Source organism: Actinokineospora spheciospongiae, assembly GCF_003182415.1.
GTDB classification, from domain to species: domain Bacteria; phylum Actinomycetota; class Actinomycetes; order Mycobacteriales; family Pseudonocardiaceae; genus Actinokineospora; species Actinokineospora spheciospongiae.
Genome location: NZ_QHCP01000002.1, coordinates 424,141 through 450,524, shown reverse-complemented (window position 1 = coordinate 450,524; position 26,384 = coordinate 424,141). Strand labels below are relative to the sequence as shown.

General features: G+C 70.7%; 28 protein-coding genes. 11 read left to right on the top strand and 17 right to left on the bottom strand.

The annotated features are described in order from the left end of the window. The 4 genes from DFQ13_RS05705 to DFQ13_RS05690 form a co-directional block, all read right to left on the bottom strand. Positions 1-550, bottom strand: a 550-nt coding sequence (locus tag DFQ13_RS05705; RefSeq protein WP_146241148.1) for a S1 family peptidase, incomplete at its 3' end; no start/stop codon positions are given. Between the two features lie 177 nt (positions 551-727). Next, the gene (locus DFQ13_RS05700) at positions 728-1,537 is read right to left on the bottom strand and encodes a S1 family peptidase (protein WP_110079075.1); all 810 of its coding nucleotides are present in this window, start codon (positions 1,535-1,537) and stop codon (positions 728-730) included. A gap of 133 nt (positions 1,538-1,670) precedes the next feature. Beyond that, a complete protein-coding gene (locus DFQ13_RS05695) occupies positions 1,671-3,326 on the bottom strand; it encodes a M14 family zinc carboxypeptidase (RefSeq protein WP_110079074.1) in 1,656 nt (551 codons plus the stop codon). Between the two features lie 362 nt (positions 3,327-3,688). Beyond that, positions 3,689-6,490: an ATP-binding protein gene (locus DFQ13_RS05690; protein WP_110079073.1), complete on the bottom strand. Its 2,802-nt coding sequence runs from the start codon at positions 6,488-6,490 to the stop codon at positions 3,689-3,691. Positions 6,491-6,633: 143 nt separating this feature from the next. Here DFQ13_RS05690 and DFQ13_RS05685 point away from each other — a divergent pair, with 143 nt between their 5' ends. After that, positions 6,634-8,190: a S8 family peptidase gene (locus DFQ13_RS05685; protein ID WP_110079072.1), complete on the top strand. Its 1,557-nt coding sequence runs from the start codon at positions 6,634-6,636 to the stop codon at positions 8,188-8,190. A 59-nt stretch (positions 8,191-8,249) separates the two neighbouring features. Here DFQ13_RS05685 and DFQ13_RS05680 read toward each other — a convergent pair whose 3' ends face one another. Further along, positions 8,250-9,035 carry a helix-turn-helix domain-containing protein gene (locus tag DFQ13_RS05680; RefSeq protein ID WP_110079071.1) on the bottom strand — a complete coding sequence of 262 codons (786 nt, stop codon included), beginning with the start codon at positions 9,033-9,035 and terminating at the stop codon, positions 8,250-8,252. Positions 9,036-9,349: 314 nt separating this feature from the next. On the opposite strand from DFQ13_RS05680, the gene DFQ13_RS05675 reads away from it, so the two are divergent. The 6 genes from DFQ13_RS05675 to DFQ13_RS05650 all read left to right on the top strand — a co-directional run bounded on the left by DFQ13_RS05675 (position 9,350) and on the right by DFQ13_RS05650 (position 12,457). Further along, a complete protein-coding gene (locus DFQ13_RS05675) occupies positions 9,350-10,234 on the top strand; it encodes a helix-turn-helix domain-containing protein (protein WP_110079070.1) in 885 nt (294 codons plus the stop codon). A 2-nt stretch (positions 10,235-10,236) separates the two neighbouring features. Next, positions 10,237-10,392 carry a DUF397 domain-containing protein gene (locus tag DFQ13_RS05670; RefSeq protein WP_110079311.1) on the top strand — a complete coding sequence of 52 codons (156 nt, stop codon included), beginning with the start codon at positions 10,237-10,239 and terminating at the stop codon, positions 10,390-10,392. 71 nt (positions 10,393-10,463) lie between these two features. Beyond that, positions 10,464-11,078, top strand: a complete 615-nt coding sequence (locus tag DFQ13_RS05665; RefSeq protein WP_110079069.1) for a NucA/NucB deoxyribonuclease domain-containing protein — start codon at positions 10,464-10,466, stop codon at positions 11,076-11,078. A 44-nt stretch (positions 11,079-11,122) separates the two neighbouring features. Next, positions 11,123-11,695: a DUF6461 domain-containing protein gene (locus tag DFQ13_RS33000; protein WP_146241116.1), complete on the top strand. Its 573-nt coding sequence runs from the start codon at positions 11,123-11,125 to the stop codon at positions 11,693-11,695. Next, positions 11,673-12,275, top strand: coding sequence for a DUF397 domain-containing protein (locus DFQ13_RS34365; RefSeq protein ID WP_219994307.1), 603 nt, complete (start codon positions 11,673-11,675; stop codon positions 12,273-12,275). The genes DFQ13_RS33000 and DFQ13_RS34365 overlap by 23 nt, the downstream gene beginning before the upstream one ends. 26 nt (positions 12,276-12,301) lie before the next feature. Next, on the top strand, positions 12,302-12,457 hold the full coding sequence (locus DFQ13_RS05650; protein ID WP_110079310.1) for a DUF397 domain-containing protein: 156 nt from the start codon (positions 12,302-12,304) through the stop codon (positions 12,455-12,457). A 236-nt stretch (positions 12,458-12,693) separates the two neighbouring features. Here the strand turns inward: DFQ13_RS05650 and DFQ13_RS05645 are convergent, their stop codons facing one another. From DFQ13_RS05645 to DFQ13_RS05630, 4 genes are all read right to left on the bottom strand, one after another. Then, on the bottom strand, positions 12,694-13,455 hold the full coding sequence (locus tag DFQ13_RS05645) for a hypothetical protein (RefSeq protein ID WP_110079067.1): 762 nt from the start codon (positions 13,453-13,455) through the stop codon (positions 12,694-12,696). Between the two features lie 296 nt (positions 13,456-13,751). Then, on the bottom strand, positions 13,752-14,222 hold the full coding sequence (locus DFQ13_RS05640; protein WP_219994305.1) for a hypothetical protein: 471 nt from the start codon (positions 14,220-14,222) through the stop codon (positions 13,752-13,754). 211 nt (positions 14,223-14,433) lie between these two features. Further along, positions 14,434-16,161: a S1 family peptidase gene (locus tag DFQ13_RS05635; protein ID WP_233438274.1), complete on the bottom strand. Its 1,728-nt coding sequence runs from the start codon at positions 16,159-16,161 to the stop codon at positions 14,434-14,436. A 129-nt stretch (positions 16,162-16,290) separates the two neighbouring features. Further along, entirely contained in the window at positions 16,291-17,625 is a 1,335-nt protein-coding gene (locus tag DFQ13_RS05630) for a restriction endonuclease (protein ID WP_110079065.1), read from the bottom strand. A gap of 80 nt (positions 17,626-17,705) precedes the next feature. Here DFQ13_RS05630 and DFQ13_RS05625 point away from each other — a divergent pair, with 80 nt between their 5' ends. Then, a complete protein-coding gene (locus tag DFQ13_RS05625) occupies positions 17,706-18,080 on the top strand; it encodes a very short patch repair endonuclease (RefSeq protein ID WP_110079064.1) in 375 nt (124 codons plus the stop codon). Here DFQ13_RS05625 and DFQ13_RS05620 read toward each other — a convergent pair. Next, the gene (locus DFQ13_RS05620; protein ID WP_110079063.1) at positions 18,034-19,203 is read right to left on the bottom strand and encodes an MFS transporter; all 1,170 of its coding nucleotides are present in this window, start codon (positions 19,201-19,203) and stop codon (positions 18,034-18,036) included. The two genes, DFQ13_RS05625 and DFQ13_RS05620, sit on opposite strands and share 47 nt — an antisense overlap. Positions 19,204-19,345: 142 nt before the next feature. On the opposite strand from DFQ13_RS05620, the gene DFQ13_RS05615 reads away from it, so the two are divergent. The 3 genes from DFQ13_RS05615 to DFQ13_RS05605 all read left to right on the top strand — a co-directional run bounded on the left by DFQ13_RS05615 (position 19,346) and on the right by DFQ13_RS05605 (position 21,338). After that, positions 19,346-19,852 (top strand): SigE family RNA polymerase sigma factor, encoded by a 507-nt coding sequence (locus DFQ13_RS05615; RefSeq protein WP_035286086.1) that lies wholly within the window; start codon positions 19,346-19,348, stop codon positions 19,850-19,852. Continuing rightward, positions 19,849-20,934, top strand: coding sequence for an LCP family protein (locus DFQ13_RS05610; protein ID WP_110079062.1), 1,086 nt, complete (start codon positions 19,849-19,851; stop codon positions 20,932-20,934). The genes DFQ13_RS05615 and DFQ13_RS05610 overlap by 4 nt, the downstream gene beginning before the upstream one ends. A gap of 149 nt (positions 20,935-21,083) precedes the next feature. Then, complete coding sequence (locus DFQ13_RS05605; RefSeq protein WP_035286087.1) at positions 21,084-21,338, top strand: hypothetical protein; 255 nt, start codon at positions 21,084-21,086, stop codon at positions 21,336-21,338. Positions 21,339-21,343: 5 nt separating this feature from the next. Here the strand turns inward: DFQ13_RS05605 and DFQ13_RS05600 are convergent, their stop codons facing one another. The 7 genes from DFQ13_RS05600 to urtB all read right to left on the bottom strand — a co-directional run bounded on the left by DFQ13_RS05600 (position 21,344) and on the right by urtB (position 26,360). Beyond that, positions 21,344-21,793: a helix-turn-helix domain-containing protein gene (locus DFQ13_RS05600; RefSeq protein WP_110079061.1), complete on the bottom strand. Its 450-nt coding sequence runs from the start codon at positions 21,791-21,793 to the stop codon at positions 21,344-21,346. A gap of 194 nt (positions 21,794-21,987) precedes the next feature. Next, entirely contained in the window at positions 21,988-22,131 is a 144-nt protein-coding gene (locus DFQ13_RS33600) for a hypothetical protein (protein ID WP_161784496.1), read from the bottom strand. Between the two features lie 137 nt (positions 22,132-22,268). Beyond that, positions 22,269-22,940 carry a GntR family transcriptional regulator gene (locus DFQ13_RS05595; protein ID WP_035286089.1) on the bottom strand — a complete coding sequence of 224 codons (672 nt, stop codon included), beginning with the start codon at positions 22,938-22,940 and terminating at the stop codon, positions 22,269-22,271. Positions 22,941-22,943: 3 nt separating this feature from the next. Continuing rightward, complete coding sequence (locus tag DFQ13_RS05590; protein ID WP_035286115.1) at positions 22,944-23,636, bottom strand: ATP-binding cassette domain-containing protein; 693 nt, start codon at positions 23,634-23,636, stop codon at positions 22,944-22,946. Further along, positions 23,636-24,391 carry an urea ABC transporter ATP-binding protein UrtD gene (urtD, locus tag DFQ13_RS05585; protein WP_219994302.1) on the bottom strand — a complete coding sequence of 252 codons (756 nt, stop codon included), beginning with the start codon at positions 24,389-24,391 and terminating at the stop codon, positions 23,636-23,638. Before urtD ends, DFQ13_RS05590 begins: the two co-directional genes overlap by 1 nt. Then, positions 24,388-25,479, bottom strand: coding sequence for an urea ABC transporter permease subunit UrtC (gene urtC / locus DFQ13_RS05580; protein WP_110079060.1), 1,092 nt, complete (start codon positions 25,477-25,479; stop codon positions 24,388-24,390). The genes urtD and urtC overlap by 4 nt, the downstream gene beginning before the upstream one ends. Beyond that, positions 25,476-26,360 (bottom strand): urea ABC transporter permease subunit UrtB, encoded by an 885-nt coding sequence (gene urtB, locus DFQ13_RS05575; RefSeq protein WP_110079059.1) that lies wholly within the window; start codon positions 26,358-26,360, stop codon positions 25,476-25,478. The genes urtC and urtB overlap by 4 nt, the downstream gene beginning before the upstream one ends. Positions 26,361-26,384: the final 24 nt, after the last annotated feature.

Sequence of the window (26,384 nt, the reverse complement as noted above, 5' to 3'; positions counted from 1 at the left end):
CGACGAACGGCACGTTCGCCTTGAGCAGGTAGCGCTGCTGGGCGCCGCCCTCGGTCGCCGAGCCCCAGCCCATGACGGTGAAGGTGCCGGAGTCGTAGTTGGTGCTGGTGGCCAGCGGCAGGGTCGCCACGCCGTTGATCGGGGACGAGAGCTTGATCAGCGCCCAGTCGCCGCCCGCCGAGGTCGAGTAGCCGGGGTTGCGGTACACGTACGACGACGTCCGGGTCCCCTTGCTGCTGCTCTGCAGGTCGACCACGCCGTAGGTGGCGGTGATGCTGGTGTTGTCACCCGTGCCGTTCACGCAGTGCGCGGCGGTGAGCACCAACTGGTTGGTGTACATCGCGCCGCCGCAGCCCATCGACAGCCGCACCATCCACGGGAACTCGCCCTGCGCGGCCTGGGTGCCGCCGACGACCTGCGGGGTGATCGGCCCGTCGTCGGTGGGCGGTGCCGCGCTCGCGTGCGCCGCGGCCCCCGCCACCAGGGTGGCGGCGCCCGCGGCGACCAACACCGCCCGGCGGAGCCTGCTGTACCACTTGCCCTCGGTCACTGTGTCTTCCTTTCCCGGACCCTGTCGGCAGGGAGGCCCGGTGCGTTGCGCTGTGGACTCCGTCGGTGCGGACTCCAGTGTGGACGGGATGGCACGGCCACGCCTCGGGCCCGGCGGAGCGGACCCGAGGCGTGGCGGTGACCGGCGCCGGGTGCCCCCGGGGTGCCGGTGCGGGGGCTACAGCGTCGCAGCCTTCGCGGCGATCGCCGCGGACAGGGCGCTGACCTGGGCGTACACGCCCGGGTAGTTCGGCCGGGCGCAACCCTGGCCGTAGGAGACGATCCCGACCTGGACCCAGTTGTTGTTGGCGTCGCGGCGGACCATCGGCCCACCGGAGTCACCCTGACAGGTGTCGACCCCACCCTGCGGGTAACCGGCGCAGATCTCCACCGCGGTCTTCATGCTCGGGTACGCCGACCGGCAGCTCGTGTCGCTGACGAACGGCACGTTCGCCTTGAGCAGGTAGCGCTGCTGGGCGCCGCCCTCGGTCGCCGAGCCCCAGCCCATGACGGTGAAGGTGCCGGAGTCGTAGGCGGTGCTGGTGGCCAGCGGCAGGGTCGCCGCCCCGGTGATGGGCGAGGCCAGCTTGATCAGCGCCCAGTCACCACCGGTCGAGGTCGAGTAGCCCGGGTTGCGGTACACGTAGGTCGACTTGCGGGTGACCCGGCTGCTGCTCTGCAGGTCGACCACCCCGTAGGTGGCGGTGATGCTGCTGTTGTTGCCGGTCCCGTTCACGCAGTGCGCGGCGGTGAGCACGAGCTGGTTGGTGTACATCGCGCCGCCGCAGCCCATCGACAGCCGCACCATCCACGGGAACTCACCCTGGGCGGCCCGGCTCCCGCCGACCACCTGCGGGCTGAACGTGCCGCCGTCCGACGGCGGCGGGGCCGCGCTCGCGTGCGCCGTCGTGCCCGCCGCCAGGGTGAGCGCGCCCGCGGCGACGAGCACCACTCGGCGGAGCCTGCTGTACCACTTGCCCTCGGTCATTGGTCTTCCTTTCCCGGGCCCGATCGGCAGGGGTGGCCCGGTGGTGTGGAGCGGACTCCGTGGGACGGATCTCCGTGGGGGGTTGGAACGCCCCGGACCCGCGGCAGGGGTCAGCGGGCCCGGGGCGCGAGTCCTAGAAGGTGAGCTTGAAGCTGTCGACGTAACCGGTGTCGGAGCTGTAGACGTCCTGCACCTTGAGCCGCCAGGTGCCGTTGGCCGGGACCGCCGAGGCGTTGACGGTGTAGGTGGCGATGACGTTGTCGGCCGAATCCGACGAGCTGGAGTTCTTCAACCGGAAGGTGGTGCCGTTGGGCGCCACCAGGTCGATCACCAGGTCACCGCGGTAGGTGTGCTTGATGTCCACGCCCACCGACAGCGCGGCCGGGGCGTTGCCGGTCACCCCGCTGACGGCGAGGTTGCTGAACACCGCCGCACCCGCGTCGGTGATGGTGACGTTGTTGGCGTTCTCGAACACCTTGCCCGCCGGGGGAGGGGTGCCGTCGCAGGTCAGGCCCGCCGCGCGGCGCGGGCAGTCCGCGTAGTCCAGCAGGTAGAACACCGCGTCCCGGTTGCGGGAGGTCTGGGCGGCGATCACCTCGTCGGGCGGGTAGAAGCCGCCGAGGCCACCGCTGCCCGAGGGGTACATCTCGAAGGTGTAGGCGTAGATCTTGTACTTGCCCCACAGGTAGTCGTCGATCGACCCGTCGGTGATGTAGAGGTCCGAGGACTGCTCGGGGGTGTAGCCGTTGGACGCCGCCATGGCCCGCCCCATGGTGGACAGCACCCGCTGGTCCTCAGCGGTCAGGTCCGGGGTGGTGTCGGCGGTGGTGTAGCCGTAGGGCCACAGCACCAGCTCGGAGTAGGTGTGGAAGTCGATGCCCGCGGTGATCTGCTGCTTGCCACCGACCACCCGGCTCGCCACCCAGTTCTGCAACGCGGCAACCTCGGGGCTGCTCGCCGCAGACGGACCGCGATAGGTCTCACTGCTCGCGCTGCCGGAGGAACCGCCGCAGCAGCCCCACTTGAAGTCCCAGTTGCGGTTCAGGTCGGTGCCCACACTGGACGATCCCGGCGTCGGCTGCCGGTTCTTGCGCCACCCCGCGTACGACCCGGTGCTGATGTCGTACTCACCGCCGTCGGGGTTGACGTCCGGGATGATCCACACCTCGCGCGAGTCCACCAGCCCCCTGACCCGCGCGTCACCGGCGTACCCGTCGGTGAGGGTGCGGATCAGGTACAGCGCCATCTCGACGGTCAGGTGCTCCCGCGCGTGCTGGTGCGCGGTGAACAACACCTCCGGCTCGTTCTCGTCGGTCCCGGCGTTGTCGGAGATCTTGATCGCGACGATGTCCCGGTTCTGGTACGACTTGCCGATCACCGTCCTGGTGATGATCCCCGGGTGGTCGGCCACCGCCTGGTTGATCTCCGCCGTCATCTCGGCGAAGTTGTGGTAGTTCGAGTCGGCACCCGGGAAGTCGTTGGGGGACACCGCCCCCCGGCTCTGCACCACGGGCGTGTCGGCCACCACGGTCAACCCCAGCGCCCGGATGCGCGCCACCTCGTCCGGCGTCGCGGTCACCATCAACCGGCTGTCCTCGAAGCCGTACAGCGCGGCCCCGGTCGCCGCCACGGCGTTGCGCTGCTCAGCGGAGCGAACCCCGCTGACCTGGTACTCGGCCGTCCCCCGACCGGGCTCCGGCTTGGCCCCGGCACCGACCGGGCTCATCGAACTGATCAGGGCAAGGGCGACCAGCGCCCCACCCACGACGGACAGGCGTTTGCGTCTCACGCGGCGGTTCCTCCTGCAGGGGGCGGCCGGGGCCGCCGGAGGTGGTCTTCAGTTGTGACCGGACCTGGCGCGGACGAACCCGAAGGTGCCCTCCCGCCCGACGCCCACCCGGTGCTCGTCGAATAGTGACCGGTCGGTCACGGCTGTCACAAGGCTGCACGCGGTGGGCGTCGTTCCCGTTTCATTCCCACTTCGAACGCGGATAGCGGCACGTCAGAGCGGGTGCCCGGCAATTTTTCACCCATTTGCCCCTGCCCCCGACAACTCCGGTGCGGTGGGTGACGAACCCCTCGGCGAATGTTTCGCCGAGCCGCACGGACGCCCAAGCGCATTGCCGGTCGGCTCAGATGCCCGGCACCGGTTCAGGGCAACGCGTCGGCGTCGAGGTCCGTGCGGGAGACCGCGCCCAGTTTGCGCAGCACCCGGGCCGCGTGTTGCTCGACCGTCCTCGGCGACAGGAACAGCACATCGGCGATTTCCCGGTTCGTGTGTCCGGATGCCAGCAACCGCGCCACTTCCAGCTCCCGTGGTGACAATTCGTTGCCGTACCCGCGCCTGCCCCGCCGCGACGGGGTGCCGCCGCCGAGGGTGCGCAGTCGGTGCCTGCACCGGGCCGCGTCCCGGGTGGCACCCAACGCGTCGAACGCGTCGACCAGCGCGGCCAGTTCCGCCACCGACGGTTCCGCCCGTTCGGTCGCCAGGGCCGCCAGGTACGGCGCGGGCAGCGCCGCGTACAAGTCCGCTGCCTCCCGCAGCGCCGCCGACGAGCCGTCGACCAACCCCCGGCACTCGACCAGCGCCGCGGCGGCGATCGGAACGTCCCTTCCGGACAGCCCGGCCGCGAACTCCGCCACCACCCCCTCCGCGTCCGCGTGCCGCCCGGCCGCCAGGTAGGCGCTGACCGCCACCGGCCCCAGCTCACCCGCCCAGGCCCACACCCCCTTGCGCCGCACGATGTCCAGCCCGCGCTCCGCTTCGACCACCGCCCGGCAAGCGTCCTCCTGCGCCAGTGCCACCCCGGCCAGTCCGGCGCACCCGGCGATGGCCACCGGGGCGATGGACTCCTCCGGGGTGAACGCCCCGGTGGCGCCGAGGTGCCCGGTGGCCTCCGCCCACTCGCCCCGGGTGGCGGCGAGCAGGCCGAGCACCAGGGACAGCTCGCCCGCGATCGGCACCAGGTCCCGGTACTCCTCCAGCAGCGCCCCCGCGCGCTCGGCCAGCCCGGTCCACTGCCCGGTGAACCAGTCGAGCCGGGCGGTGGTGGTGCGGGCGGTGCCGACGACGAACGGGCCGCCCGCCTCGGTGGCCAGGCGCAGGCCGCAGCGCAGGTGCCCCGCGGCGAGGCGGAAGTGGCCGACGGAGGTCATGGCGTCGCCGACGTTGCAGTGGGCTCGGGCGAGTTGCCTGCGGGCGCCGGTGCCGGTGATCGCGGTGGGCAGGGCGGCGATCTCGGCCAGCGCGGTCGGGTCGCCGATGTGCAGGCGGGAGCTGAGTTCGTTGGCCAGCAGCGACATCCGCAGTTCGACGTCGTCGGTGCTCGCGCGGAACGCGTCCGCCGCGGCCCGCCACCGGGCCAGGTCGGCGACGGAGGTGATGCCGACGAACGGTTGGCCCAGCACGGCGAAGCCCTTGGCGGCCAGGTCGGGGCGTTCGGCGAGGTCGGCCACCGCCGTCTCGATCTCGGCCATGGCCTGCTCCACCGCGCCGGACTGGCGCACCAGCAGCAGCCCCCGGTACAGCCGTACCTCCCCGCGCACCGACGTCGACAGCCTCGGGTCGGTGAGCAGCCGGGCCAGCGCCTCGGCCGGGTCGTGCTGGTCGAGGCCGGTGTGCGCGACCCGGCCCAGCTTGATCGCCAGCCGGTCGACGTCGGCGGCGGGCAGGTTGGGCTGGTCGAGCAGGCGGCGCAGCAGGCCGGTGGCTGCGGTGGCGTCGCCCTGTTCGGCGGCCCGGTCGGCGGCGGCCTCCCCGTAGCGCAGGAACCCGGCGACCCGGCCCGCCCTGGCGCTGTGCTCGGCGAGTTGCACCAGCGGTCGCGGTTCGACCTGCTCCAGGGCGTCGATGGCGCGGGCGTGCAACTGCCTGCGCCCGGGTCCGGTCAGCGTGTCGTACACCGCCTGCCGGGCCAGCGCGTGCCGGAAGCCGTAGCGGCCGTTCTCCGCCTCGTGCAGCACCTGCCCGCTCAGCGCCGACGTCAGCGCCTGGTCGACGCGTTGGGCGCCCACCGCCGCGACCTCGCCGAGCAGTTCGGCCGGGGCGGGCACGCCGAGCACGGCGGCGGCCTCGGCGAGCCGGGTCGCGGTGGCGGGCAGCGCGGCCAGCCGCTCGGCCATGGCGTCGCGCAGCAGCACCGGCACGCCCACCGCGTCCAGCAGCCGGGCGTCGCCGGGCTGGTCACGCAGGGTGCGCAGCACCTCCTCGACCACGAACGGCAGGCCCGCGGTGCGCTCGTGCAGCCGCGCGGCGAACTCCGCGGAGGTGTCCTCGCCCAGGATGGCCGAGGTCAGCGCCCGCACCCCGGCCGCGTCCAGCGGCTCCAGCCCGACGACGACCCCGGTCACCGACGACGGCGGCCGGTAGGCGGTGCCCAGCGGCAGGCCCCCGGGCACCTCCGCGCGCCGGTAGGTGACCACGACCGCCAGGTCGGGCGGCGGGTCGCCCATCAAGAACCGCAGCAGCCGCCGCGACCCGTCGTCGGCCCAGTGCAGGTCCTCGACCACCAGCAGCGCCGGACCGAGCGCGTTCAGCAGCTCCCGCAGGCCGCGGAACAGCCGGTGCCGGTCGGCCCGCGGATCGCCGGTGCTCGGCGGCGGTGGGGGCAGGTGCTCGGCGATCTCCGGCAGCAGCGGCCCGACGACCCCGGTCACCGGGTTGAGCTTCGGCAGCCTGGCCAGCCGGGGCCCGACCTCGCGCAGCGCGTCGAGCACCGCCCCGAACGGGAACGGCTCGCCGACCGGGTGGCAGTGCCCGATGAGGACGGCCAGCGGCCCCAGGTCGCCGTCGATCAGCTCGCGGACCAGCCTGCTCTTGCCGACCCCGGCCTCGCCCTCGACCATCGCCACCGCCGGGCGCGCCCGCACCGCCGAGCGCAGCGCGCCCAGCGGACGACTGCGCCCGACCAGCACCGGGGAACTGGTCCGCGGCGCCCCCGAGGTCCACGGCATCGTCCGAGCGTAGGCGAAAGTCGGGTAGCCCTACGTATCGAAACCCGGATTGTTCGCTCTCCCGCGCCACCCGATGGTGAATCCCGAGTGGCTGTCAGTCATCACCCCTGCCAACAGCCACACAAGAGAGGGAGACATCCACGATGCGACACGACCGACTGAACCGCCGGGCGGCGGCGGTCCTGCTGGCCGCGGGCACGGCGGCGCTGGCCGTCGGCACCCCGGCCCAGGCCGCGCCCACCAGCACGATCCTCGGTGTGGCGAACGCCGTCCCCGGCGCGTACATCGCCGTGCTCAAGGACGGGGCCATGACGGCCGCGAGCACCAACGGCACCGCGCTCGACCTGGCCAAGCGCTACGGCGGCACGGTCAAGCTGACCTACACCGCCACCCTGCGCGGCTTCGCCGTCCGGATGGACGAGGCCGCCGCCAAGCGCCTCGCCGCCGACCCGGCGATCGCCTACGTCCAGCAGGACGGCATCGCGCGCATCAGCGACACCCAGACCGGCGCCACCTGGGGCCTCGACCGCGTCGACCAGCGCGCCCTCCCGCTCAACCAGACCTACACCTACGCCAACACGGCCGCGAACGTGAACGCGTACATCCTCGACACCGGCATCAACAAGTCCCACCCGGAGTTCGAGGGCCGCGCCAAGGACGGCTACGACTTCATCGACAACGACAGCGACGCCTCCGACTGCCAGGGCCACGGCACCCACGTGTCCGGCACGGTCGGCTCCAAGACCTACGGCTTGGCCAAGAAGGTGAACCTGATCGGCGTTCGCGTCCTGGACTGCCAGGGCAACGGCCCGTACTCGCAGATCATCGCGGGCGTCGACTGGGTCGCCCGCAACGCGGTCAAGCCCGCCGTCGCCAACATGAGCCTCGGCGGCGGCGCCGACACCTCCGTCGACAACGCGGTCAAGGCCGCCATCGCCTCCGGCGTCACCTTCGCCGTCGCGTCCGGCAACGCCAACACCAACGCCTGCTCCACCAGCCCCGCCCGCGTCCCCGAGGCCATCACGGTGAACGCCACGGACAACGCCGACAACCGCTCGTCGTTCTCCAACTACGGCTCCTGCACCGACATCTTCGCCCCCGGCACCAACATCACCTCCACCCGCAACGGCGGCGGCACCACCCAGATGTCGGGCACCTCGATGGCCACCCCGCACGTCGTGGGCGCGGCGGCGCTGTACCTGTCGGCCAACCCGAACGCGACCCCCGCCCAGGTCCGCAACGCCCTGGTGGACAACGCCACGTCCAACGCGGTCAAGTCCCCGGGCACCGGCTCGCCCAACAAGCTCCTCTACACCGGCTTCATCGGCGGCGGCACCACCCCGCCCCCGAGCTGCGCGGGCGGCACCAACGGCGACGACGTGTCCATCCCGGACACCAACACGCCGGTCACCTCGTCGATCGCCGTCACCGGCTGCACCGGCAAGGCCCCGGCCACCACGAAGGTCAAGGTGGACATCAACCACACCTACAGCGCCGACCTGGCCCTGGACCTGATCGGCCCGTCGGGCGCGGTGTTCCCCCTCAAGCGCGCGGGCGGCGCAGGCTCGTCGGCGGGCGTGCACGAGACCTACACGGTGAACGCGTCGGCGGAGAACCTCAACGGCACGTGGAAGCTGCGCGCCACGGACGTGTGGAGCTACGACACCGGCACCATCGACACCTGGACCCTCACCTTCTGATCCGGTCGTTCCTCAGCAGGCCCCGGGGCGGTGCGCCCCGGGGCCTGCTGCTGTGCGCGTCAGCGGATGAGGTTCCGCAGCGCCGCGCCCGTGTGGGAGCCGGACAGCGCCACGTCGGTGAGGTGCCGCAGGAAGGCGGTGTGCGCCCCGGTGGCGGCGGGCTCCTCCAGCAGGACGTCGGTGCCGTGGTGTTCGATGTGGACGACCGACGGGAAGTGGCCGACCTCCAGGACCCGGAACCCGGGCTCGCGGGCCACCCCGATCGGCAGCAGCCGAACCCGGTGCGCGTGGTTCTCCACCAAGTGCAGCAACTGGTCGCGCATGGTCTCGGCCGAGACCGCCGGGTGGCTCAGCGCGGAGGGGTGCAGGAAGAACCGGCTGATCCGCAGCAGCGCCGGGTCGGCGCGACCCCGGTCCGACCCGATCGCCCGCTCGTAGGCCGGGGTGCGCAGCGGGCGGGGGACCAGGGCGGGGTCGAACCCGGTGATGCCGTCGGCCACCGCCTCCACGTCGCCGATCGGGTCGTCCCCGGTGCCCGCGTGCACCACCCACCCGGTCAGGTCGGTCGCCGCCGCCCGCCGGTAGAGCAGCGGCCGCCGGGCGGCGGGCACGTCGAGCACCGCGCACAACCCGCCGATCTCCAACGCGGTCGGCACCCGCCTGCCGGTCATCACCCGGTTCACCATCGCCGGGGACATCGACATGGCCGAGGCCAGTTCCCTGGTGGTAAACCCCCGCGCCAGCCGCGCGCTGTCGAGTTCGCGCGCCAGCAGCAACCCGCGCAGCGTCTTCGCGCGGACACCGCTGTCGTCCGTTCCCGGTGGGGTCGTGGTGGGTGCTGACATCCGTGGTTCCTACCGTGAGTGGTCGATGTGCTGGTGGCTGACGGCGTAGTGCACCTTCACCACCGACGCCCCGTCGTACGGGGAGTCGGCGGGAATGGCGAAGCCGCACGTGGGTATCGAACAGGTGAACCACGCGCCATTTCCTCGCCGGTCGCGGCAAAGGTCGCAAAAAGGGGACACCGGGGTCCGTAGTATGAAGTCCGGCGGGCCCGGCGGTTCGACGGCGGGGCTGCGGCCCAGCACCGGTCCTCTGCCCATTGCCGCCCCTCCTGATTGGTTTCCCCTAATGTAGTCTTGTTCCTGCAAGTGCGCTTGTGATTGCAAGTGCGGAAAGCGCCGGAGGCAATTGCAGGTGCGGAAAGGAAGTCGTGTCCGGTCAGAGAAAGACACCGCAGGCGCGGGACAGAACCATAGGCGCCCAACTGCGGGCAGTGCGACTTGAGCAGACCACACTGAACCTGGAGGCCGCCGCCCACGCGGTCGGCTGGTCGCCCGCCACGCTCAGCCGAACGGAGAACGGCAAGCGCCACATCACCAGCGAGGACGTCTCCGCCGTCCTGGCGGTCTACGGCGTGCCGGTGGCGCAACGGGATGAGCTGATCGAGAGCGCCCGCGCAGGAGCCCAGGCAGGCTGGTGGTCACGCCCGCTACCAGGCGTTCTGCCCGACGTGGGCACCCTGGCCAGCTACGAGTCCACGGCCGTCGGCCTGACGGACTGGTCCCTCGGTGTGGTCCCGGGCCTGCTGCAAACCGAGCGATACGCCGCAGGCTTCATGCTGGCCGACGGCGCTGAGGCGCGGGACGTCGAGATGCGCTGGCTCGCACGTTTGCGCCGACAACAGGTTTTGCCCAAGGTCGAGTATGTGGCATTCATCCACGAGGGCGCGCTCAGAACGCCCTTCGGTGGCGTTGATGCGCTCCGCGAGCAACTGGACCACCTCCGGGAAGCATCGAGTAAGGGGTACAGCGTCCGGATTGTGCGGGAGCACCTGCCGCACCGCGCACTGCTGCATTCCTGGATGATGTTGCACTACTCGCAAGCGCCCCCGGTGCTGAACATCGAGCTTTACCGAAGCAGTGTTTTCTTGCATGACTCCGAGGTCCACGTCTACGAAGATGTGCTCTCAGAGTTGGCTGACCTGGCACTTTCAAGTGCGGAAAGTCGCAGTATGATCGGGCGACTACGAGAAGGGTTGTGATCATGGAGTGGCGTAAGTCGTCCCGTTCGGGCAACGCTGGTAACTGTGTAGAGCTGCGGCAGGACCTCTCGGCCGTCCGGGACAGCAAGCGACCCGGTGTGTCGCTGCCGGTGTCCCGCGACGCCGTGCGCGAGTTGATCACCAAGCTCGCCCGCTAGCCCCCTCCGGTGCCCCCGCCCAACGGCGGGGGCACCGGAGGGCGTCACCTGAGAACAGGAACGAGGGGCAGATGGCGACACGCACCAAGGGTGGCGTACTGCTGCCGGTGATCATCTTGGTTGCAGCGGTGGCCGTGTTCGGCGGTGACAAGGTGGTCGACACCATGACCGGCCTGTTCACCGGTGGCGGGAGGACGATCCTCGGTGAGGGCGACTCGCGGGTGATGGTCGCCACCGCCGCCGAGTCGGACGCCAAACAGTGTGAAACACCCCAGATGTTGGCCGACAGGTGGTGCGGAGACCTGCATGTCCTCCTCGTCGACGCCAACAAGATCCCCTTCATCGCGCGGAACACCCAACTCGCCTGGGAGTCCGGCCGCCCCGGGGTCCTCACCATGAACAGGGCCAAGCAGGACGAGAATCGCCGCATTGCATGCCCGCGCAGCTTCTCAAAAAAATACGGTGGACAGTGCGACGAATACCCCATGGCGTCAACAAGTGAAGGTGGGGGAGGTGCGCGTACCGAGGAGGTGCCCGGTCGGGAGAACAGTTGTCAGGGTGGAATGTACGGCGCCCAGTACCCTAAAGACGGTCAGCGGTTCCTCGTTGTCATCGTTCATCTTGACCAGATAGCAACAGAGGCGTTCTCGGGAACAGACATCGCAAAGGACAAAGGGCTGTGCTAGAAGGTGGCGCTCCATTCGACGACTTGGTGCGCAAATATGCTTGGGTGAAAGAGGTCGAGGCGTGGGCCGTCGCAGTGATCTCTGGCAAGACCACCGCAGACGTGGCTGCCGTCTACGGCGCCCGGGGAGACAGCCTGCTCGGCGACCACAGCTTCGGCCAGTTGGGTGGCCTGCAAGGTCAAGACCCGCTCACACTCCGACACCACGTCCAGGTGTTCGAGCACGATCACCACGTCGTGACCGTCGAGAACAACGGGTGGAGTGGGAGTCACCCGGAGGTGGCCCGACGGTGCTCAGCGGGAAGTGGACACTTCTTCAGCGTGTACTGGAACGTCAACGCATTCGGTCTTGTCACCGAAGCGGTAGATGGTGTGATCACGGCACGGTTCGAAATGCTCTACCCCATCGCGCCGAGTCAAGAATCAGGTGAGATTCGTCCGCCATGGGCAATCGGTCCTGAGTCAGAAACGGCAGTGGTACGCCAAACTTGTCTCGCGCTCATGGAGCAACAGACCGGCGTGGCCTTCGACCCCTATTGGCTGGGGCAACAGTTTCCCACCTACCATATTACCGAGTCCCATGTACTGTATCCGGATGCGGAACATGGAGGGGCGTAGGTTTTCTCGTTCGGGCAACGCAGGCGACTGTATCGAACTGCGGCAGGACCTCTTGGCTGTCCGGGACAGCAAGCGACCCGGTGTGTCGCTACCGGTCGAGATCAACCACGGCCAAGTCTACATCTACGGCGAGCCCCCCTGGGCTGATGATCCCGGCAACAACGCTGTCCTCCGCGCACTGGACGACGCGCGACAGTCCGGTCGTTTCGTCGGCGAGTCCGATGGCCTGGTCGATCTGGTGAGCCCGGCCCAGTGGAACTCCCACGCCCCCATGCGAGTCGAGGCCTGGCCACACGAACCGCCCCCCGATGACGACCAATGGGACCACGTGGTCGACATCGACCTCGACGCACCGAACGGCCGCTTGTGGTTCGAGGGCTCCGGCGGCCGCGACCCGATCCCCTGCGACGTCCCTCCCGGCGCATACCGCGCCCGCGTCTCGGGTCGTGGTTACACCGAGGCCGCCGCAGGCACCGAAGGCGTGGACTCCTACCGACTCCGGTTGTGGCCTCGAGGCCAGAAGACCCCACCTCGAGGCCGAAAAGTCTGGCACGGTTGGCAGGACGGCACGATCAACTGAACCCGACCACCGAAAGGGTTGTGATCATGGAGTGGCGCAAGTCTTCTCGTTCAGGCAACGTGAGCAACTGTGTCGAGTTGCGGCAGGACCTCTCGGCTGTCCGGGACAGCAAGCGACCTGGTGTGTCGCTGCCGGTGTCCCGCGACGCCGTGCGCGAGCTGATCACCAAGCTCGCCCGCTAGCCCTCTCCGGTGCCCCCGCCTCACAGCGGGGGCACCGCAGGTTCGGGGCAGCTCGGGCTCGACCAACTCCGCCGCTCCCGACGCCTCCGGGCACATCGCCGTGGTGCCTTCGGCCGTGGTCTGGACATCAACCCGCGAGGTGGCTGTCACCTCGACGGAAGTCGTGAACACGCTCGAAGCCCATGGGCTGGGTGGTCAAACCCTCGACGTGCCGACACGCCCCGCCCGGATGGCCCTCACCAGGTCGGGTCCCAGCCACCTCCGGTCGCGCGACGGGCCAGTACGGTGTCGTGGCGGGAGACGAGGACCAGGAAGTCGCCGTTCGGGTCCTCGACGCGTGCTGTGGCCACCGCCCGGTGGGCCAACGACAGGGCGGTGGCGGCTGCCCTGCCCTCGACCAGGTCGTCGAGTCGGGCGGCCTCGCGGTCGTCGGCCGTGAGTTCGCTCCAACCCGACGTGCGGGCGCCCTCGGACAGGATTTCCGACAGGGTGTCCCGCAGCGGTCCCGGCGGCGTTCCCGCGACCACCTCGGCGACCGGGCCGGGCGGGTCGGGGAGCCGGAACACAGCCAAGACCTCATCCCGGCACCGCGAGCACGCGCTCGGCGAGTAGGGGGAGAAGGGGGAGCGGTAGTGGGTGAACGTCTCCGCCCCGCACAGGGTCGCGTCATCACCCGCCGCGTGTTCCGCCCTGCTGCCCGGGACGCCTGCTCGGCCGAAGAAGTGGGTTCGCTGCGGCACCCTGCCGATCACCGCGCCCACGGCGTGCGCCACGATCACGAAGTGCTCCCGCCCGTGGCGGACCACCGCGTACCCGGCCTGGCCCGGGGCGGCGAGCGCCGCTCGCACCCGGTCGTCGTCCTCGGGGGCCACCTCGTCGCAGAAACCGCTGGTGTCGACGTTCAGCTCCACGACCTCGCCGTCGCCCAGCGCATCGAGGAATTCGTCGACCAGCTCGTCGGCGCCGGTCGCCCAGTCCAGCACCATCTCCTCGGTCATGCCGGTCAGCGTAGCCGTTGCGCCACAAGCCTTCCCGCGAACGGCGGGCTGTGGTTCGAGGGCTCCGGCGGCCGCGACCCGATCCCCTGCGACGTCCCTCCCGGCGCATACCGCGCCCGCGTCTAGGGTCGCGGCTACACCGAGGCCGCCGCAGGCACCGAAGGCGGTGTGTCACTGCCGGTGTCCCGCGACGCCGTGCGCGAGCTGATCACCGAGCTCGCCCGCTAGTCACCACCGGTAGGGATCGAAACGGGGCCGGGGTGCCCTTCGGCGAGCACGACGCCAGCGGGCGTCGCCTACTGCCCCACGGTCACGAGGACGACCGTGTTGGTGTCCTTGGCCAGGTAGGCGGTGACGGACCAGCCCTGACCGCTGAACGCCCCGTCGAGGGATTCGCCGGTCAGGAAGGGGCCTTCGGGGAGGTGGTCTCGGAGGCCCTCGACGACCTCGGGTGCGGCGGTGCCTTCCCGGGCGCCCTCGCTGATCTCGGTGACCGTCGCGCGGGGGAGGGTGACGATCGCGTCGATCCAGTACGTGGAGGGGCCGGGGACGCGGTCGTCGCCGAGGGTGCCGGACATCCATTCCGCCGTCTCCGCTTGGGCGAGCAGCGGGAAGCGCTTGGTGAGGGGGTCGAGGTCGGTGCGGAGTTCGCCGGTGCCCGACTTGGGGGGCGTGGTACTTGCCTCCTCCGGTTGGGTGCTGCCGCAGGCGGTCGCGGTCAGCAGCGCGAGGGCTGTCGCGGTGAGTCGGCGGGCTGTGGGGGTCACCGGGCGCGGTTCCTTCCGAGTGCCGGGGGGTTGTCCGGTGTCGGGTCGCGGTCGATGCCCCCAGGGTGCGTGGGGCGAGGATAAGGGGACAGGCGGAAGCCGTCCGGCCTTCGCCTGCGGATCACTCGGGTGGATCTTCGGGAACGGTCGCGACCCGGGCACCCCTCCGTGCCCGGGTCGTGGCCGGTCAACCGGCTTCAGCGGTCTGCCGTCAGCGGACACCGAACGGGGTGACGGTCAGCGTGAAGGTGGTGCTGCCGGTCTTGCCGTCGGCCGAGGTTGCCTTGACGGTGATCGGGTAGGTGCCCACCGGGGTGTTCAGGCTGGTGAAGAACCACACCGTGCTCGTGCCGCCCTGGCCGACCACGGCCGGGTTGAGCTGCACCTGCGTGCCCGCGGGGACGCCCGACGTGGTCAGGGTGAGGTTGCCCGTGCCGCCGCTCGCCCGGATGGACGTCTGCACCAGGCTGCCCTGGTTGCCGCCGCCCGAGGACGGGCTCGCCGTGACGACGACGCCACCCGTGCTGCCCTCGACGGTCAGGGAAACCGTTGCCGTGGCCGACTTTCCGGCCGCGTTGGTGCCGGTCACCGTGATGGTGGCGGTGCCCGGTGCCGCGGTGGTGGTGGCCTCCAGGGTCAGCTTCGAGGAGCCGCCCGCGGGGAGGGTGGTGGGCTGGAAGGTGGCCTTGACGCCCGCGGGGAGGCCGGTGGCCGACAGGGTCAGGTTCTCCGTGGCGTTGCTGGTGATCGCGGTGGAGGCGTGCTTGCCCCCGGCGACGGTCAGCGCCGTCGGGGAGGCCGTCAGGGTGAAGGTGGGCTGGCTGCCACCCCCGGTCACGGTCAGCGCGTACCGCGCCGACGAGCCGCCCGCCGACACGGTGATGTCCGAGGTGCCGGAGGTGGCCGCGGTGGTCGCCTCGAAGGTGACCTTGGCCGTTCCACCCGCCGTGATCGACGTGGGCTGGAACGTCGCCTTGACGCCCGCCGGGAGGCCTGCGGCGGTCAGCGTGCCCGCGGTGCTGGAGGTGACCGTGGCCGAGACGTGGTTGCCCACCGCCACCGTGCCGCTGGTGGGGCTGACCGTCAGGCCCGCCGTGCTGCCGATCTGCGACTTGACCCAGTCGCCCATGGTGTTGTCCAAGCGGCCGTAGACGCTGTACCACTTGAAGTCCGAGCGGCTCCAGCTCGCCACACCGACGATCTTGCCGTCGACGACCAGGGGCCCACCGCTGTCACCGGGGAGGATGGTGACGCGGCCGTCGTTGTAACCAGCGCAGGTCATCGTGGCGGCCTGGAAGCCCGCGCCGACCCCGGTGCACACCCGGGCGCCGTCGACGATCGGCAGGGTGGCCTTGTCCAGGGTGACGTCAGCGGTGTTGTCGTCGAAGTCCTTCTTGCCGTACCCGTAGCCGACGCCGCTCTTGCCCGGCGCGGCGATCCCCGCGTCGGCCGAGGTGGCGACGGCCGGGTAGGCCGCGCCGCCCTTGAGCGCGATGTCGCGGTTCACGGTCACCACGGCGACGTCGTAGCCCTGGTCGAAGTTGACGTAGCTGGGGTGCTTCTTGTACTCCACCACGTTCACCTGGAGACCACCCGCGTCCCGCAGGTCGTCGAGGCCGTAGACGAAGGTCTTGGTCCCCGTGGCGTCGGCGCAGTGGGCGGCGATCAGAACCTTGCGCGGTGCCACGACCGTCCCGGTGCACGTCTGTCCCTCGGGCCGGGTGCCACCCGCCCGGAGACCCGCGATGACACCGGGAAACTCGGCGACCGTGGCGTCCTGCCCGTTGAAGAACAGCGCCCCCGGCCCACCCCCCGTGGGGACGACACTGCCCTCGTAGATCGCCGCGCCGGAGGGCGCCCCCGCAGCCGCCACCCCGGGAATCACGACCCCGGCGACCACGGCCGCCGCCAGCCCCCACACCACACCAGTTCGTCTCACAGTGGATTCCTTTCGGTCCGGAACACGCGCCCAAGGCAGGGAGGGCGGCGTTCACTGCGGCCACTGTCGGGCGGTGCGGCGGGAGGAACAATCAGGGCAGGCATCCGTAGGGGTACGGGTCTTAATCCGCTACTCCAGGAGGATTTCTTCCGGCCTGCGGTGCACCCGGGGGATTGCCGAGCCGATCGACAGCGCTTCGATGCAGAGGTCGATGTCCCCGTCGTACTTCGTATTGGCCAGGTTGCGGACCTCGGTCGCCAGTCTCCGGCCGTTCACCAGGACCATCGGGTACTTGTCGCTGAAGATTTCTTCCTGGGCCTGTGTGGAGTACACCCCCGTGGTGACGTACACCCCGATCCAACCGCGCTGGAGCCGGGCCACGACTCGAGCCACGTTGTCCGCGGAGATGCTCTTGTCCGGCTGCACGCACTTCGCCTGCCCGAGGACGACCAACTTCGCGACAGCAGTACCTGAGCCGATGTCAAGTCGCCCGACGAAGTCGGCGCCGCCGTCGCCGGAACTGCGGGTGACCCAGCCCTCCCGGTACTTCCCCCCGCCGTCCTTGAGGATGCGCGCGGCGATCGCCGAGGCGAGGTGCTCGAAGTCCAACTTCGTCGCGCGGTCGAGGCCGTTGGGCTTTTTGTGGGTTTCGAAGTAGCGGTAGATCCGGTCGAGGTCGCGTCCGAGGGGCTCGGTCGGGGCGACCTTTTCGACCGACGGCTTGCGCAACCGGGACGTGGCCACTCGTCGTCGCACCTTGGTGAGCGCCTGTCCGTCCTGCACCCACACCCGCCAGCTCTTCGGCGCGTGCTCGAGAGCTTGCTGCGCGGTCAGTTCCGGGTTGCGCCGGGCGTTGATCCAGGTCCAGTCGATGCCATCGCCCGTCTGCGCCAGGTCGAGCAGTGCGATGTCGAAGACGTAGTTCACGAACGTCCTGGACCCGGCTGTTTGCTGGACGACGCGTTCGGTCCGTTCGATGACACCGAGTCCGCAGAACTCGACGTACCCCTTCGGCACCCTGCCCATGGGGATGGAGCGGAAGAGCAGGAGCGGAGTCGCGCTCACCCGGACGGCGGGGTCGGTCGACTGGTGTTCCTCGAAGACCGTGAGCATCGCCTTGCTGCCGCTGGTCGTGCCCACGTCGACCTTGGTCTCCGGTCTGTGGTCGCCGTAGTACCGCACGTGCCCGTTCTCCAGGTCGAACACATCGTGCCAGGGCGTGTCGGCACTGCCCGCCTTCCGCGGCGTCGAGCGGATCAGCAGCGCGGGACGCCTCAGCCCGTCAGCGGCGTGCACCATGGCCGGGGTATCGATCCCCTTGTCGAGTTGGAGCCTGGATGTCCCGGCGAGTTGGGTGATGTGGAAAAAGTTGCGCAGCCCGTCGACGGTCTCGGCGGTCGAATCCTTCGACTTCGCGTAGCGTAATTGCTCACCAATTTTTATCACCCGATTGTGCGTCGACATGCCTCAATCGTGGCATCGATGCTGCACGGCATGATGTGGCCGTGGGTTCCTTGGAGACGACGGACGCGGTCCGGGGGCGGATGAGCAGGCAGCGCTCACGGGACACGGGAACCGAGATCGCGCTGCGGAAAGAGCTGCACGCCCTGGGTTTGCGCTACCGGGTGCACCGGCGGCCGGTGCGCGCGGTCCGTCGGGAGGCCGACGTGGTGTTCGGCCCGGTGAAGGTGGCGGTGTTCGTCGACGGGTGCTTCTGGCACGGCTGCCCGGAGCACCTGACCTGGCCGAAGAACAACGCCGACTTCTGGCGCTCGAAGATCGAGACCAACCGGTCCCGCGACCGCGACACCGACCGCAAGCTCGCCGACGACGGGTGGGCGGTCGTGCGGGTGTGGGAGCACGAGGACCCGCTCAGCGCCGCCCGGCGGGTGCGCGACCTCGTCGCCGAGCGGCGCTGAGCCAGGCGACCGCGGCCAGGGTGGCCACCAGCGCGCACACCCACGGCCACCCCGGCAGTGCCGTCGCCGCCCACGAACCCGCCGCGCCGCCGAGGAAGGCGCAGGTCATGTAGGCCGTGTTGAGCCTGCTGCGGACCTCGGGGCCCAGCGCGAAGATCCGCACCTGGTTGGCCACCATGCCCGACTGCATGGCCACGTCCAGCAGCAGCGTCCCCACCACCAGCGCGCCCAACCCCACGGCCCCGCCCAGCGCGCCCAGCCCGAGCACCGCCGCGGCCACCAGCACCGCGCCGAAGCACACCGCGTTCACCACGTCCGGCCCCCACCGGTCCGCGAACCGCCCCGCGACCGGCGTGCACAGCATCGTCACCGCGTTGACCAGCGCCAACGCCCCCACCGCCCGCGCGTCCAACCCGTAGCGCCCACTGGTCAGCAGGAGTGCGACCGCGGTCCACACCGCCGAGAACCCGCCGAACACGCACGCCTGGTTGAGGCACGACCGCCGCAGCGCCGCCTCCGCCCACAACAACCGCACCGACTCCGCCACCAGCGCCGGGTACCGCTGCCGCGACGGCGCCACCGACGACGGCAGCAACCGCGCCAGCACGACCGCCGCGACCGCGCACAGCCCCGCCGCCAGCAGGTACGGCGCGCGCCACCCCAGCCACTCGCCGAGCACCCCGCCGAACGCCCGGGACAGCAGCATCCCGCCGATCGACCCGCTGAGCACCGCGCCGGTCACCGCCCCGCGCCGCTCCGGGGCGACCACCCCGGCCACCATGGGCGCGACCAGCGGTGCCACCACCGTCGTCACCCCGGCCAGGCCGCCGCCGACGACCAGCGCGGGGAGTGCGGTGGCGGTGCCCGCCACCAGCAGGAACACCGAGGTCAGCCCGAGCAGCGCCACGACCAGGGTCCGGTACGGCACCCGGTCGCCCAGCGGCACCAGGAAGAAGACCCCGACCGCGTACCCGAGCTGGGCCACCGTCACCACCAGTGCGGCAGCCGTGGGTGCCACCCCGAGCCCGGAGGCGACCAACGGGCTCACGACCTGCGGGAAGTACAGGTTGCCGACGGCGATCCCGCAGGTCAGCGCCAGCACGAACACCAGCCGCCCGGTCATCGCCGCCAGTGTCACCGGGGGAGACTGGGTGCGGCAACCGAATACTCGACGTGACCGGGATCACGGCGAGTGGCTTCAACGTTCCGGCACTCCCGCGGTGTTCCCCGGACGCACTCGACACTTCAGCGGAAGGGGGGCCACGGTGCGCGAAAGCTTCGACCAGTTCGTGGCGGAACGGCTGGACCGCTTGCTGCGCTACGCGACCGCGATGACCTGCGACCGGCACCTGGCCCAGGACATCGTGCAGGAGGTGCTGCTCAGGGCGCAGCGCAAGTGGTCGCGCATCGGCGACATGGAGGCCTCGTACCTCTACGTCAAGAAGATGGTCACCAACGAGTACCTGTCCTGGCGCAGGCGCAGAGCCGCCCGGGACATCACCGCCACCCGCGCCGCCCTGGAAGCGGCCTCCCCGCCGGTCGGCGACTTCGCCCACGACTACGTGGAGCGCGACGCCATGCGAGCCCGGATAGCGGCCCTCCCGCGCAGGCAGCGCGCGGCGGTGGTCCTGCGCTACTACGAGGACTGCACCACGGCCCAGATCGCGCACGTCCTCGGCTGCACCGAGGGCACCGCCCGCAGCCACCTCTCCCACGCCCTGTCCACTCTTCGCGCCGACACCACCGCGACCGCATCGGAGGCCCTGCGATGACCGAGCACGAATCCCTGATCCGCCAGGCCATCGCCGCCGAAGCCGACCAGGCGGCGCACCCCGAGGCGGTGCTCGCCCGGCTGCGCGGGGGCCACCACCGCACCTGGCCCAGGTTCGCGGTCATCGCCGCCGCCGTGGTCGCCGTCGTGGCGGGCGCGGTGGTCCTGCCGTCACTGCTCCGGGGCGACAACGCGGGCACCACCGAGCAGGTCGCCACCCAGCCGCCCCCGCCCCGCCGGGCCCAGAACGTCCTCCTCGCGGGCAGCGACGCGAACGGCTACCTCGACACCGTCGTCCTGGTCCGGGTGGGCGACGACGGCTCCCTGCGCGGCGTCTCCCTGCCGCGCGACTCGTACACCGCGGTCCCGGGCGCGGGGAACAAGAAGCTCAGCCACTCCTACAACACCCTCTACACCCAGGCGAAGGAAGGCGGCGCCGACGACCGGACCGCCGCCGCCGCGGGCCGCGACGGCCTGGTCGCCACCGTCGAAAACCTCACCGGCGTCCGCGCCGACCACGTCGCCATCGCCGACATGGCGGGTTTCGCCGCCCTCGCCGACACCCTCGGCGGCGTCGAGGTCTGCCTCAACCACGCCACCGAGGACCCCTACTCCGGCGCCGACTTCCAGGCGGGCCCCACCACCCTGACCGGTCAGAGCGCCCTCGCCTTCCTGCGCCAACGCCGCGGCCTCCCCGACGGCGACCTCGACCGCGTCGCCAGGGCCCAGGTGTTCCTCCGCAACCTCTCCGCCAAGCTCCTGACCGACGGCACCCTCACGAACCTGAACGACCTGGCGGCCCTGGTGGACGCGGTGAACCGCACCGTCCGCACCGACCCGGGCTGGGACCTGCTCGCCTTCGCGGCCACCCTCGTCGGCGGCACCCCCCTGGTCACCGCCACCATCCCCGTCGTCGGCGAGGTGGACACCCCGGACAGCGGTTCGGCGCTGGAGGTGGACCCGGCCGCGGTGAAGCAGTTCACCGAGCAGCAGTTCGCGGTGCGGCAGTCGTCACCGAACGCCGCTTCGCTCAGCTCTGAACCGGAAGTGCCCACGGGGAGCACTCGCCAGTGCGTCAACTGAAGGCGTGAGGAGGTCCCGGCCACTGGGGGTGGTCGGGGCCTCTTGCGTTGTGGGGCGCACTGCGCTTGTCCACAACCCTCTTGGCGCGCAGCGGTTTCTGACAGTCCCCCGTGGTGGACTTGTCGGAACCTACTGGAGAGGGGCGCGCGGTGTCGGAGGTCGAGCACGGTGCGGTGGGTGCTGTACTGCGGGCGTTCCTGGCGCAAGAGGGTGAGCTGCCCGCGGGCCGGGTGCTGACCCACGCGGTGGTCGTGTTCCGCACCTACGAGGTCCGCGAGGACGGCCGGGCTCTCACCAGGCGGGGGCGGGTCTACCCGCTGGGGGAGATGGACGCCACCCTGGAGCGGGGGATGCTCGACGACGCGCTGTTCGACGCGCGCAGGGACCGGGGCAGGCCCGGCTAGCCCGGTCAGTCGTCCTCGTGTTCCGGTTCCGCCCGCTGGACCTCGGTGTCGAGCGGGCTGAGCACGGGCTTCGCCTCCGCCAGGCTCCGCAGCGCCCCCACGGTCATGGGCAGGTTCTCCTCCGGCATGTGGGTGACCAGGTCGAGTGCTTGCTGGCGCAGCGCGGACGGCGTCTGCGTCACCGCCGGGAGGGGGCGGGGGGTGTAGCCGGCCAGCGCGAGGATCTCCTCCCGGGGGAGGCCCATCGCCCGGCCCGCTTTGACGATGTTCTTCGCCAGCGGGAAGGACTGGGTGCCGTTGTAGCGGCGGCCGCCGCGCTCGATGTTCTGCCAGGTGGTCTTGGAGATGTCCGCCGCCTCGGCCGCCTCGGCGTGCGACAGCGTTCTGGCCAGCCTCCATTCTTCCAGGCTGCGGCCGAACGCCTGGAGTTTCGCCACATCCGGTCGGCCGGTCATGCCACGGATGATCTCTTACCGGCGGCGGGGGGAAGTCGGCAAAACTCCGAAAGCCAAGTATTGCCGAGTATTGCTGTACTATTGCCGCAACGGTCGGTGTTCCGCGACCGGTGGACGGTTGTTTCATGGTTGAGACCGTCGCCGGGCAAACGGAAGCCCGCCGCACGTGATGTGCGGCGGGCTTCCGGGGATTGTCAGAAAGTGGGCAGCACCGTGGCCGCGGCGGCCAGAACCGCAGCAAAAGTGACCATCAGCAGGGCCATTCGCAGCGTGGTCGGCCACCCTGCGCGGGCCACCTTGGCCAGCGTGGTCAGGCAGTGCGTGCGGACGTCAGTCACAGGACTCCTTCGACTCGAATGGTGATTCGGTGAAACAACGGCGCGGTTTCCTTCTCGGCCGTTGTCCATCGATAACCGAATTCGGTCGGCGGTGTCCCGTCGGTTGCGAAAAGCGGTGGGAAACCGTCGGTGAGCGGTCAGGTGGTCGTGTGCCGGGCGGCCAGTGCGCGGCCCGCGCGTTCGACCAGCACCCGCAGGGTGGCGCCCATGTGCTCGTGCAGCAGCGCCAGTGCCTTCTCCAGGTCCGCCGCGTGGACGCGTTCCATGATCTCGATGTGTTCGGCGATGGACGTCTCGATGCGGCCCTCGACGGTGAAGTCGTACATCCGCACGTGCCGGATGCGCCGGTTCACCCCCACCAGGGTCTCCACCAGCGCCTCGTTGCCCGATGCCGCGAGGAGGGTGGCGTGGTAGCGCTCGTCCTCCAGGACGAAGTCGGGGGTCGGGGGCGGTGGGGCGGCGCGGAGGGCGTACCAGTGCTCCAGTTCGGCCTCCAGCGCCGCCCGGTCGTGGCGGACGGTGGGGTTCTCCACGGATCGGGTGATGCCGCGCAGTTCCACCGCGATGCGGACCTCGTACAGGTCCCGGACGCCGGGCGCGTCCGGGACGACGATCGAGTAGCCGTAGTCCTGGCGCCGCACCAGGCCGTCGGCCATGAGGCGGGTCAGGGCCTCGCGGACGGGGGTCCGGGAGACCCCGAGGGCGCGGGCCAGCTTGGGTTCGGTGAACCGGTCCGCGACCGACCAGCGGGTGCTCAGCACCTCCTCCCGCAGCCGCAGGTACACCTGGTCGCGCAGGGAATCGGTCACGGCCTAGATCGCCATGGCGGTGCGGACGTGCTCGACGGCCCCGGGGCCGCCGTCGCCGGTGGCGGTGACCCGGCCCGCCTCCAGCACGTAGTAGCGGTCGGCGGCGGAGAGGGCGAAGCCGATGTGCTGTTCCACCAGCAGCACCGACAGGCCGCCGCCGGTCGCCAGGGCGCGGATGGTCTCCTCGATCTCGGCGACGACCGACGGTTGGATGCCCTCGGTGGGTTCGTCGAGGACGAGCAGGCGGGGTTGGGTGATCAGCGCCCTGGCGATGGCGAGCTGCTGGCGTTGACCACCCGACAACAGGCCCGCGCGCCTGCCCAGCACCGGCACCAGGGCGGGGAACACCTCCAGGGCGTCGCGGATCAGGCGCTTGCCGTCGCGGCGGGTGTCGGCGACCAGGCGGAGGTTGTCCTCGGCGGTGAGCTGCGGGAAGCACTGCTGGCCCTGCGGCACGTACGCCAGGCCGCGCTTCACCCGCTCGTTCGGCCGCATCCGCGTGACGTCCGCACCGTCCAGCAGGACCTTGCCCGAGGTGGGGCGCAGCAGGCCCGCGGCGGCGCGCAGCAGGGTGGTCTTGCCCGCGCCGTTGTGGCCGGTGACGGCGACCACCGCCTCGGCCGGGACCGCCACGGTGGCGCCGTGGACGACGGTTGTGCGGCCGTAGCCGACGTGGACGTCGATCATCTCCAGCATCAAGACCGAACCTCCCCGGTGGTGGCCGCGCGGCCCAGGTAGACCTCTTGCACCCGGGGGTCGGCCTGCACCTCGGCGACCGTCCCCTCGCTGAGCACCCGCCCGGCGTGCAGCACGGTGACCGAGGTGGCGAACGAGCGCATGAAGTCCATGTCGTGCTCGACCACCACCACCGTGCGCTCCGCCCCGATGCGCCGCAGCAGTTGCCCGGTCTCGTCGCGCTCGTGGGCGCTCATGCCCGCGACCGGTTCGTCCAGCAGCAGCACCCGCGCGTTCTGCACCAGCAGCATCCCGATCTCCAGCCACTGCTTCTGCCCGTGCGCGAGCACCCCGGCCTGCTTGTCCCGCAGGTCGCCCAGGCCGATGATCTCCAGTGCCTCCTCGACCTCCTCCGGCACCGCCGACCGCCTGCGCAGCAGCGTCAGCGGCCCGCGCCCGGCGCCCGCGGCGATGTCAAGGTTCTGCAGCACGGTCAGCTCCTCGAACACGCTGGCCGTCTGGAAGGTGCGGCCGACACCCAGCCGGGCGATCTTGTGCACCTTCTGGTTCAGGAGCTGGGTCGCGCCGAAGGTGGCCGACCCGGACGCCGCGACCAAGCCGGTGATGGCGTCCACCAGGGTCGTCTTGCCCGCGCCGTTGGGTCCGATGAGGAACCGCAGGTCGCCCTGCAACACCGTCATGGACACGCTGTCGACGGCCACGAACCCGTCGAAGGTGACCCGGACGTCGGTCAGCTCCAGGTAGTCGCCGTTCACGCCGTCTTCTCCTTGCGCCGGTCGAGGAGCGCTCCCACACCCGCGAACCCGCGCGGGAGGAACGCCACCACGAGCACGAACATGGCCCCCTGGAAGTAGGTCCAGAACGACGGGAAGCTCTCCGACAGCGACGTCTGCGCCCACGCCACCGCGATCGCCCCGACGACCGGCCCGAACAGCGTCGACCGCCCGCCGATCGCCACCCCGATCAGGAACGCGATGGACGGCACCACCCCCACGCTGGCGGGCGAGATGATCCCGACGATCGGCACGAACAGCGCCCCCGCGATCCCCGCCATGGCCGCGGCCACCACGTACGCCACGATCTTGACGTTGGCCGGGTCGTAGCCGAGGAAGCGCACCCGCTCCTCCTGGTCGCGCACCGCGATCAGCAGTTCGCCGTAGCGGGAGCGGTAGAGCTGCCAGACCACCAGCACCATCAGCAGCAGGGTGGCCGAGGCGATGTAGAACAGCATCCGCTTGTTCACCGGGTCGTAGAGGTTGAACCCGAAGAACGACTTGAAGCCGTTGAGCCCGTTGGTGCCGCCGATCGTCGCCTGTTGCCCCACGAGCAGGATCGCGAACGCCGCCGCCAGCGCCTGGGACAGGATCGCGAAGTACGCCCCGCGCACCCGGCGCCGGAAGATCGCCGCGCCCAGGCCGAAGGCGACCAGCGCCGGGACGGCCACGATGGCGACCACGGTGACGATCGGCGAGCGGAACGGTTCCCACCAGCCGGGGACCTCGCCGCTGCCGTAGAGCTTCATGAAGTCCGGCACCCCGTCCGCCCCCGCGTCGGCGAGCTTGAGGTGCATGGCCATCACGTACGCGCCGAGGCCGAAGAACACCCCCTGCCCCAGCGTCAGCATCCCGCCGCGACCCCAGGCCAGGCCGATGCCCACGGCCACGATCGCGTAGCAGACGAACCGGCCCAGCAGCGCCAGCCGGAAGTCCGACAGCACAGCCGGGGCCAGCACCAGCAGCGCCAGGCCGAGGGCGATGAACCCGATGGCGGTGGGCAGCTCGCTCTTGCGTCTGACCCTGGCCTGCGGGGCAGCAGACTCGGTCTTGTCCTTGAGCGTCGTCATGCCAGGCTCCTCGTCCGAATGCTGAAGATGCCCTGCGGCCGGATCTGCAAGAACACGACGACGACCGCGAACACCGCCACCTTCGCGATGCTCGCCGTGGTGGAGTACTCGAACGCCGCCTGGAGGATGCCCAGCCCGAACGCGGCGATCACGGTGCCCTTGATCTGCCCGATGCCGCCCGCGACGACCACCAGGAACGCGTCGACGATGTAGTTGGTGCCCAGGGTCGGGCCGGTGGAGCCGAGCAGGGTCAGCGCCACCCCGGCGATCCCGGCGAGGCCGGAGCCGATGAAGAAGGTGAGCCGGTCGGTGCCCCGGGTGGAGATGCCCGCGGTCTCGGCGAGGTCGCGGTTCTGCACGACCCCGCGGATGCGCCTGCCCAGCGGGGTCTTGGTGAGCACCAGCGCCAGCCCGCCGACCGCCACGACCGACAGCACCAGGATGAACAGCCGCGACGCGGGCACCTCCGCCACGCCCAGGTCGACGCTGCCGGAGAGCCACGACGGCGAGCGGACGTCGACGTTCGGGGCGCCGAACACGTCGCGGGCGACCTGTTGCAGGATCAGCGCCACGCCCCAGGTGACCAGGAGCGTGTCCAGGGGGCGGTTGTACATGCGGTGGATGAGGGTCAGCTCCAGCAGCAGTCCGAGCAGGCCGCCGATGAGGAACCCGAGGGGGATCGACACCACGAGCGCGATCCCGGCGTCGGCGATGACGCCCTGCACGACGAACGCGGTGTAGGCGCCCGCCATCATGAACTCGCCGTGGGCCATGTTGATCACGCCCATCTGGCCGAAGGTGAGCGCGAGCCCGAGTGCCGCGAGCAGCAGCACCGACCCGAGCGACAGACCCGCGAAGAGCTGTCCGAACAGGGCTTCCATTGCCGGTGTTTCCCTTCTGACGCA

What these genes read in the sequence shown, in the direction of transcription:
- DFQ13_RS05650 (WP_110079310.1), top strand. Translation starts at nt 12,302, where the DNA reads ATGGAGTGGCGCAAGTCTTCTCGTTCAGGCAACGTGAGCAACTGTGTC.
- DFQ13_RS05645 (WP_110079067.1), bottom strand. Translation starts at nt 13,455, where the DNA reads ATGACCGAGGAGATGGTGCTGGACTGGGCGACCGGCGCCGACGAGCTG.
- DFQ13_RS05600 (WP_110079061.1), bottom strand. Translation starts at nt 21,793, where the DNA reads ATGACCGGCCGACCGGATGTGGCGAAACTCCAGGCGTTCGGCCGCAGC.
- DFQ13_RS05630 (WP_110079065.1), bottom strand. Translation starts at nt 17,625, where the DNA reads ATGTCGACGCACAATCGGGTGATAAAAATTGGTGAGCAATTACGCTAC.
- DFQ13_RS05690 (WP_110079073.1), bottom strand. Translation starts at nt 6,490, where the DNA reads ATGCCGTGGACCTCGGGGGCGCCGCGGACCAGTTCCCCGGTGCTGGTC.
- DFQ13_RS05610 (WP_110079062.1), top strand. Translation starts at nt 19,849, where the DNA reads ATGACCGAGCACGAATCCCTGATCCGCCAGGCCATCGCCGCCGAAGCC.
- DFQ13_RS34365 (WP_219994307.1), top strand. Translation starts at nt 11,673, where the DNA reads ATGCGGAACATGGAGGGGCGTAGGTTTTCTCGTTCGGGCAACGCAGGC.
- DFQ13_RS05590 (WP_035286115.1), bottom strand. Translation starts at nt 23,636, where the DNA reads ATGCTGGAGATGATCGACGTCCACGTCGGCTACGGCCGCACAACCGTC.
- DFQ13_RS05620 (WP_110079063.1), bottom strand. Translation starts at nt 19,203, where the DNA reads ATGACCGGGCGGCTGGTGTTCGTGCTGGCGCTGACCTGCGGGATCGCC.
- DFQ13_RS05685 (WP_110079072.1), top strand. Translation starts at nt 6,634, where the DNA reads ATGCGACACGACCGACTGAACCGCCGGGCGGCGGCGGTCCTGCTGGCC.
- DFQ13_RS05670 (WP_110079311.1), top strand. Translation starts at nt 10,237, where the DNA reads ATGGAGTGGCGTAAGTCGTCCCGTTCGGGCAACGCTGGTAACTGTGTA.
- DFQ13_RS05700 (WP_110079075.1), bottom strand. Translation starts at nt 1,537, where the DNA reads ATGACCGAGGGCAAGTGGTACAGCAGGCTCCGCCGAGTGGTGCTCGTC.
- urtB (WP_110079059.1), bottom strand. Translation starts at nt 26,360, where the DNA reads ATGGAAGCCCTGTTCGGACAGCTCTTCGCGGGTCTGTCGCTCGGGTCG.
- DFQ13_RS05665 (WP_110079069.1), top strand. Translation starts at nt 10,464, where the DNA reads ATGGCGACACGCACCAAGGGTGGCGTACTGCTGCCGGTGATCATCTTG.
- DFQ13_RS05680 (WP_110079071.1), bottom strand. Translation starts at nt 9,035, where the DNA reads ATGTCAGCACCCACCACGACCCCACCGGGAACGGACGACAGCGGTGTC.
- DFQ13_RS05625 (WP_110079064.1), top strand. Translation starts at nt 17,706, where the DNA reads ATGAGCAGGCAGCGCTCACGGGACACGGGAACCGAGATCGCGCTGCGG.
- urtC (WP_110079060.1), bottom strand. Translation starts at nt 25,479, where the DNA reads ATGACGACGCTCAAGGACAAGACCGAGTCTGCTGCCCCGCAGGCCAGG.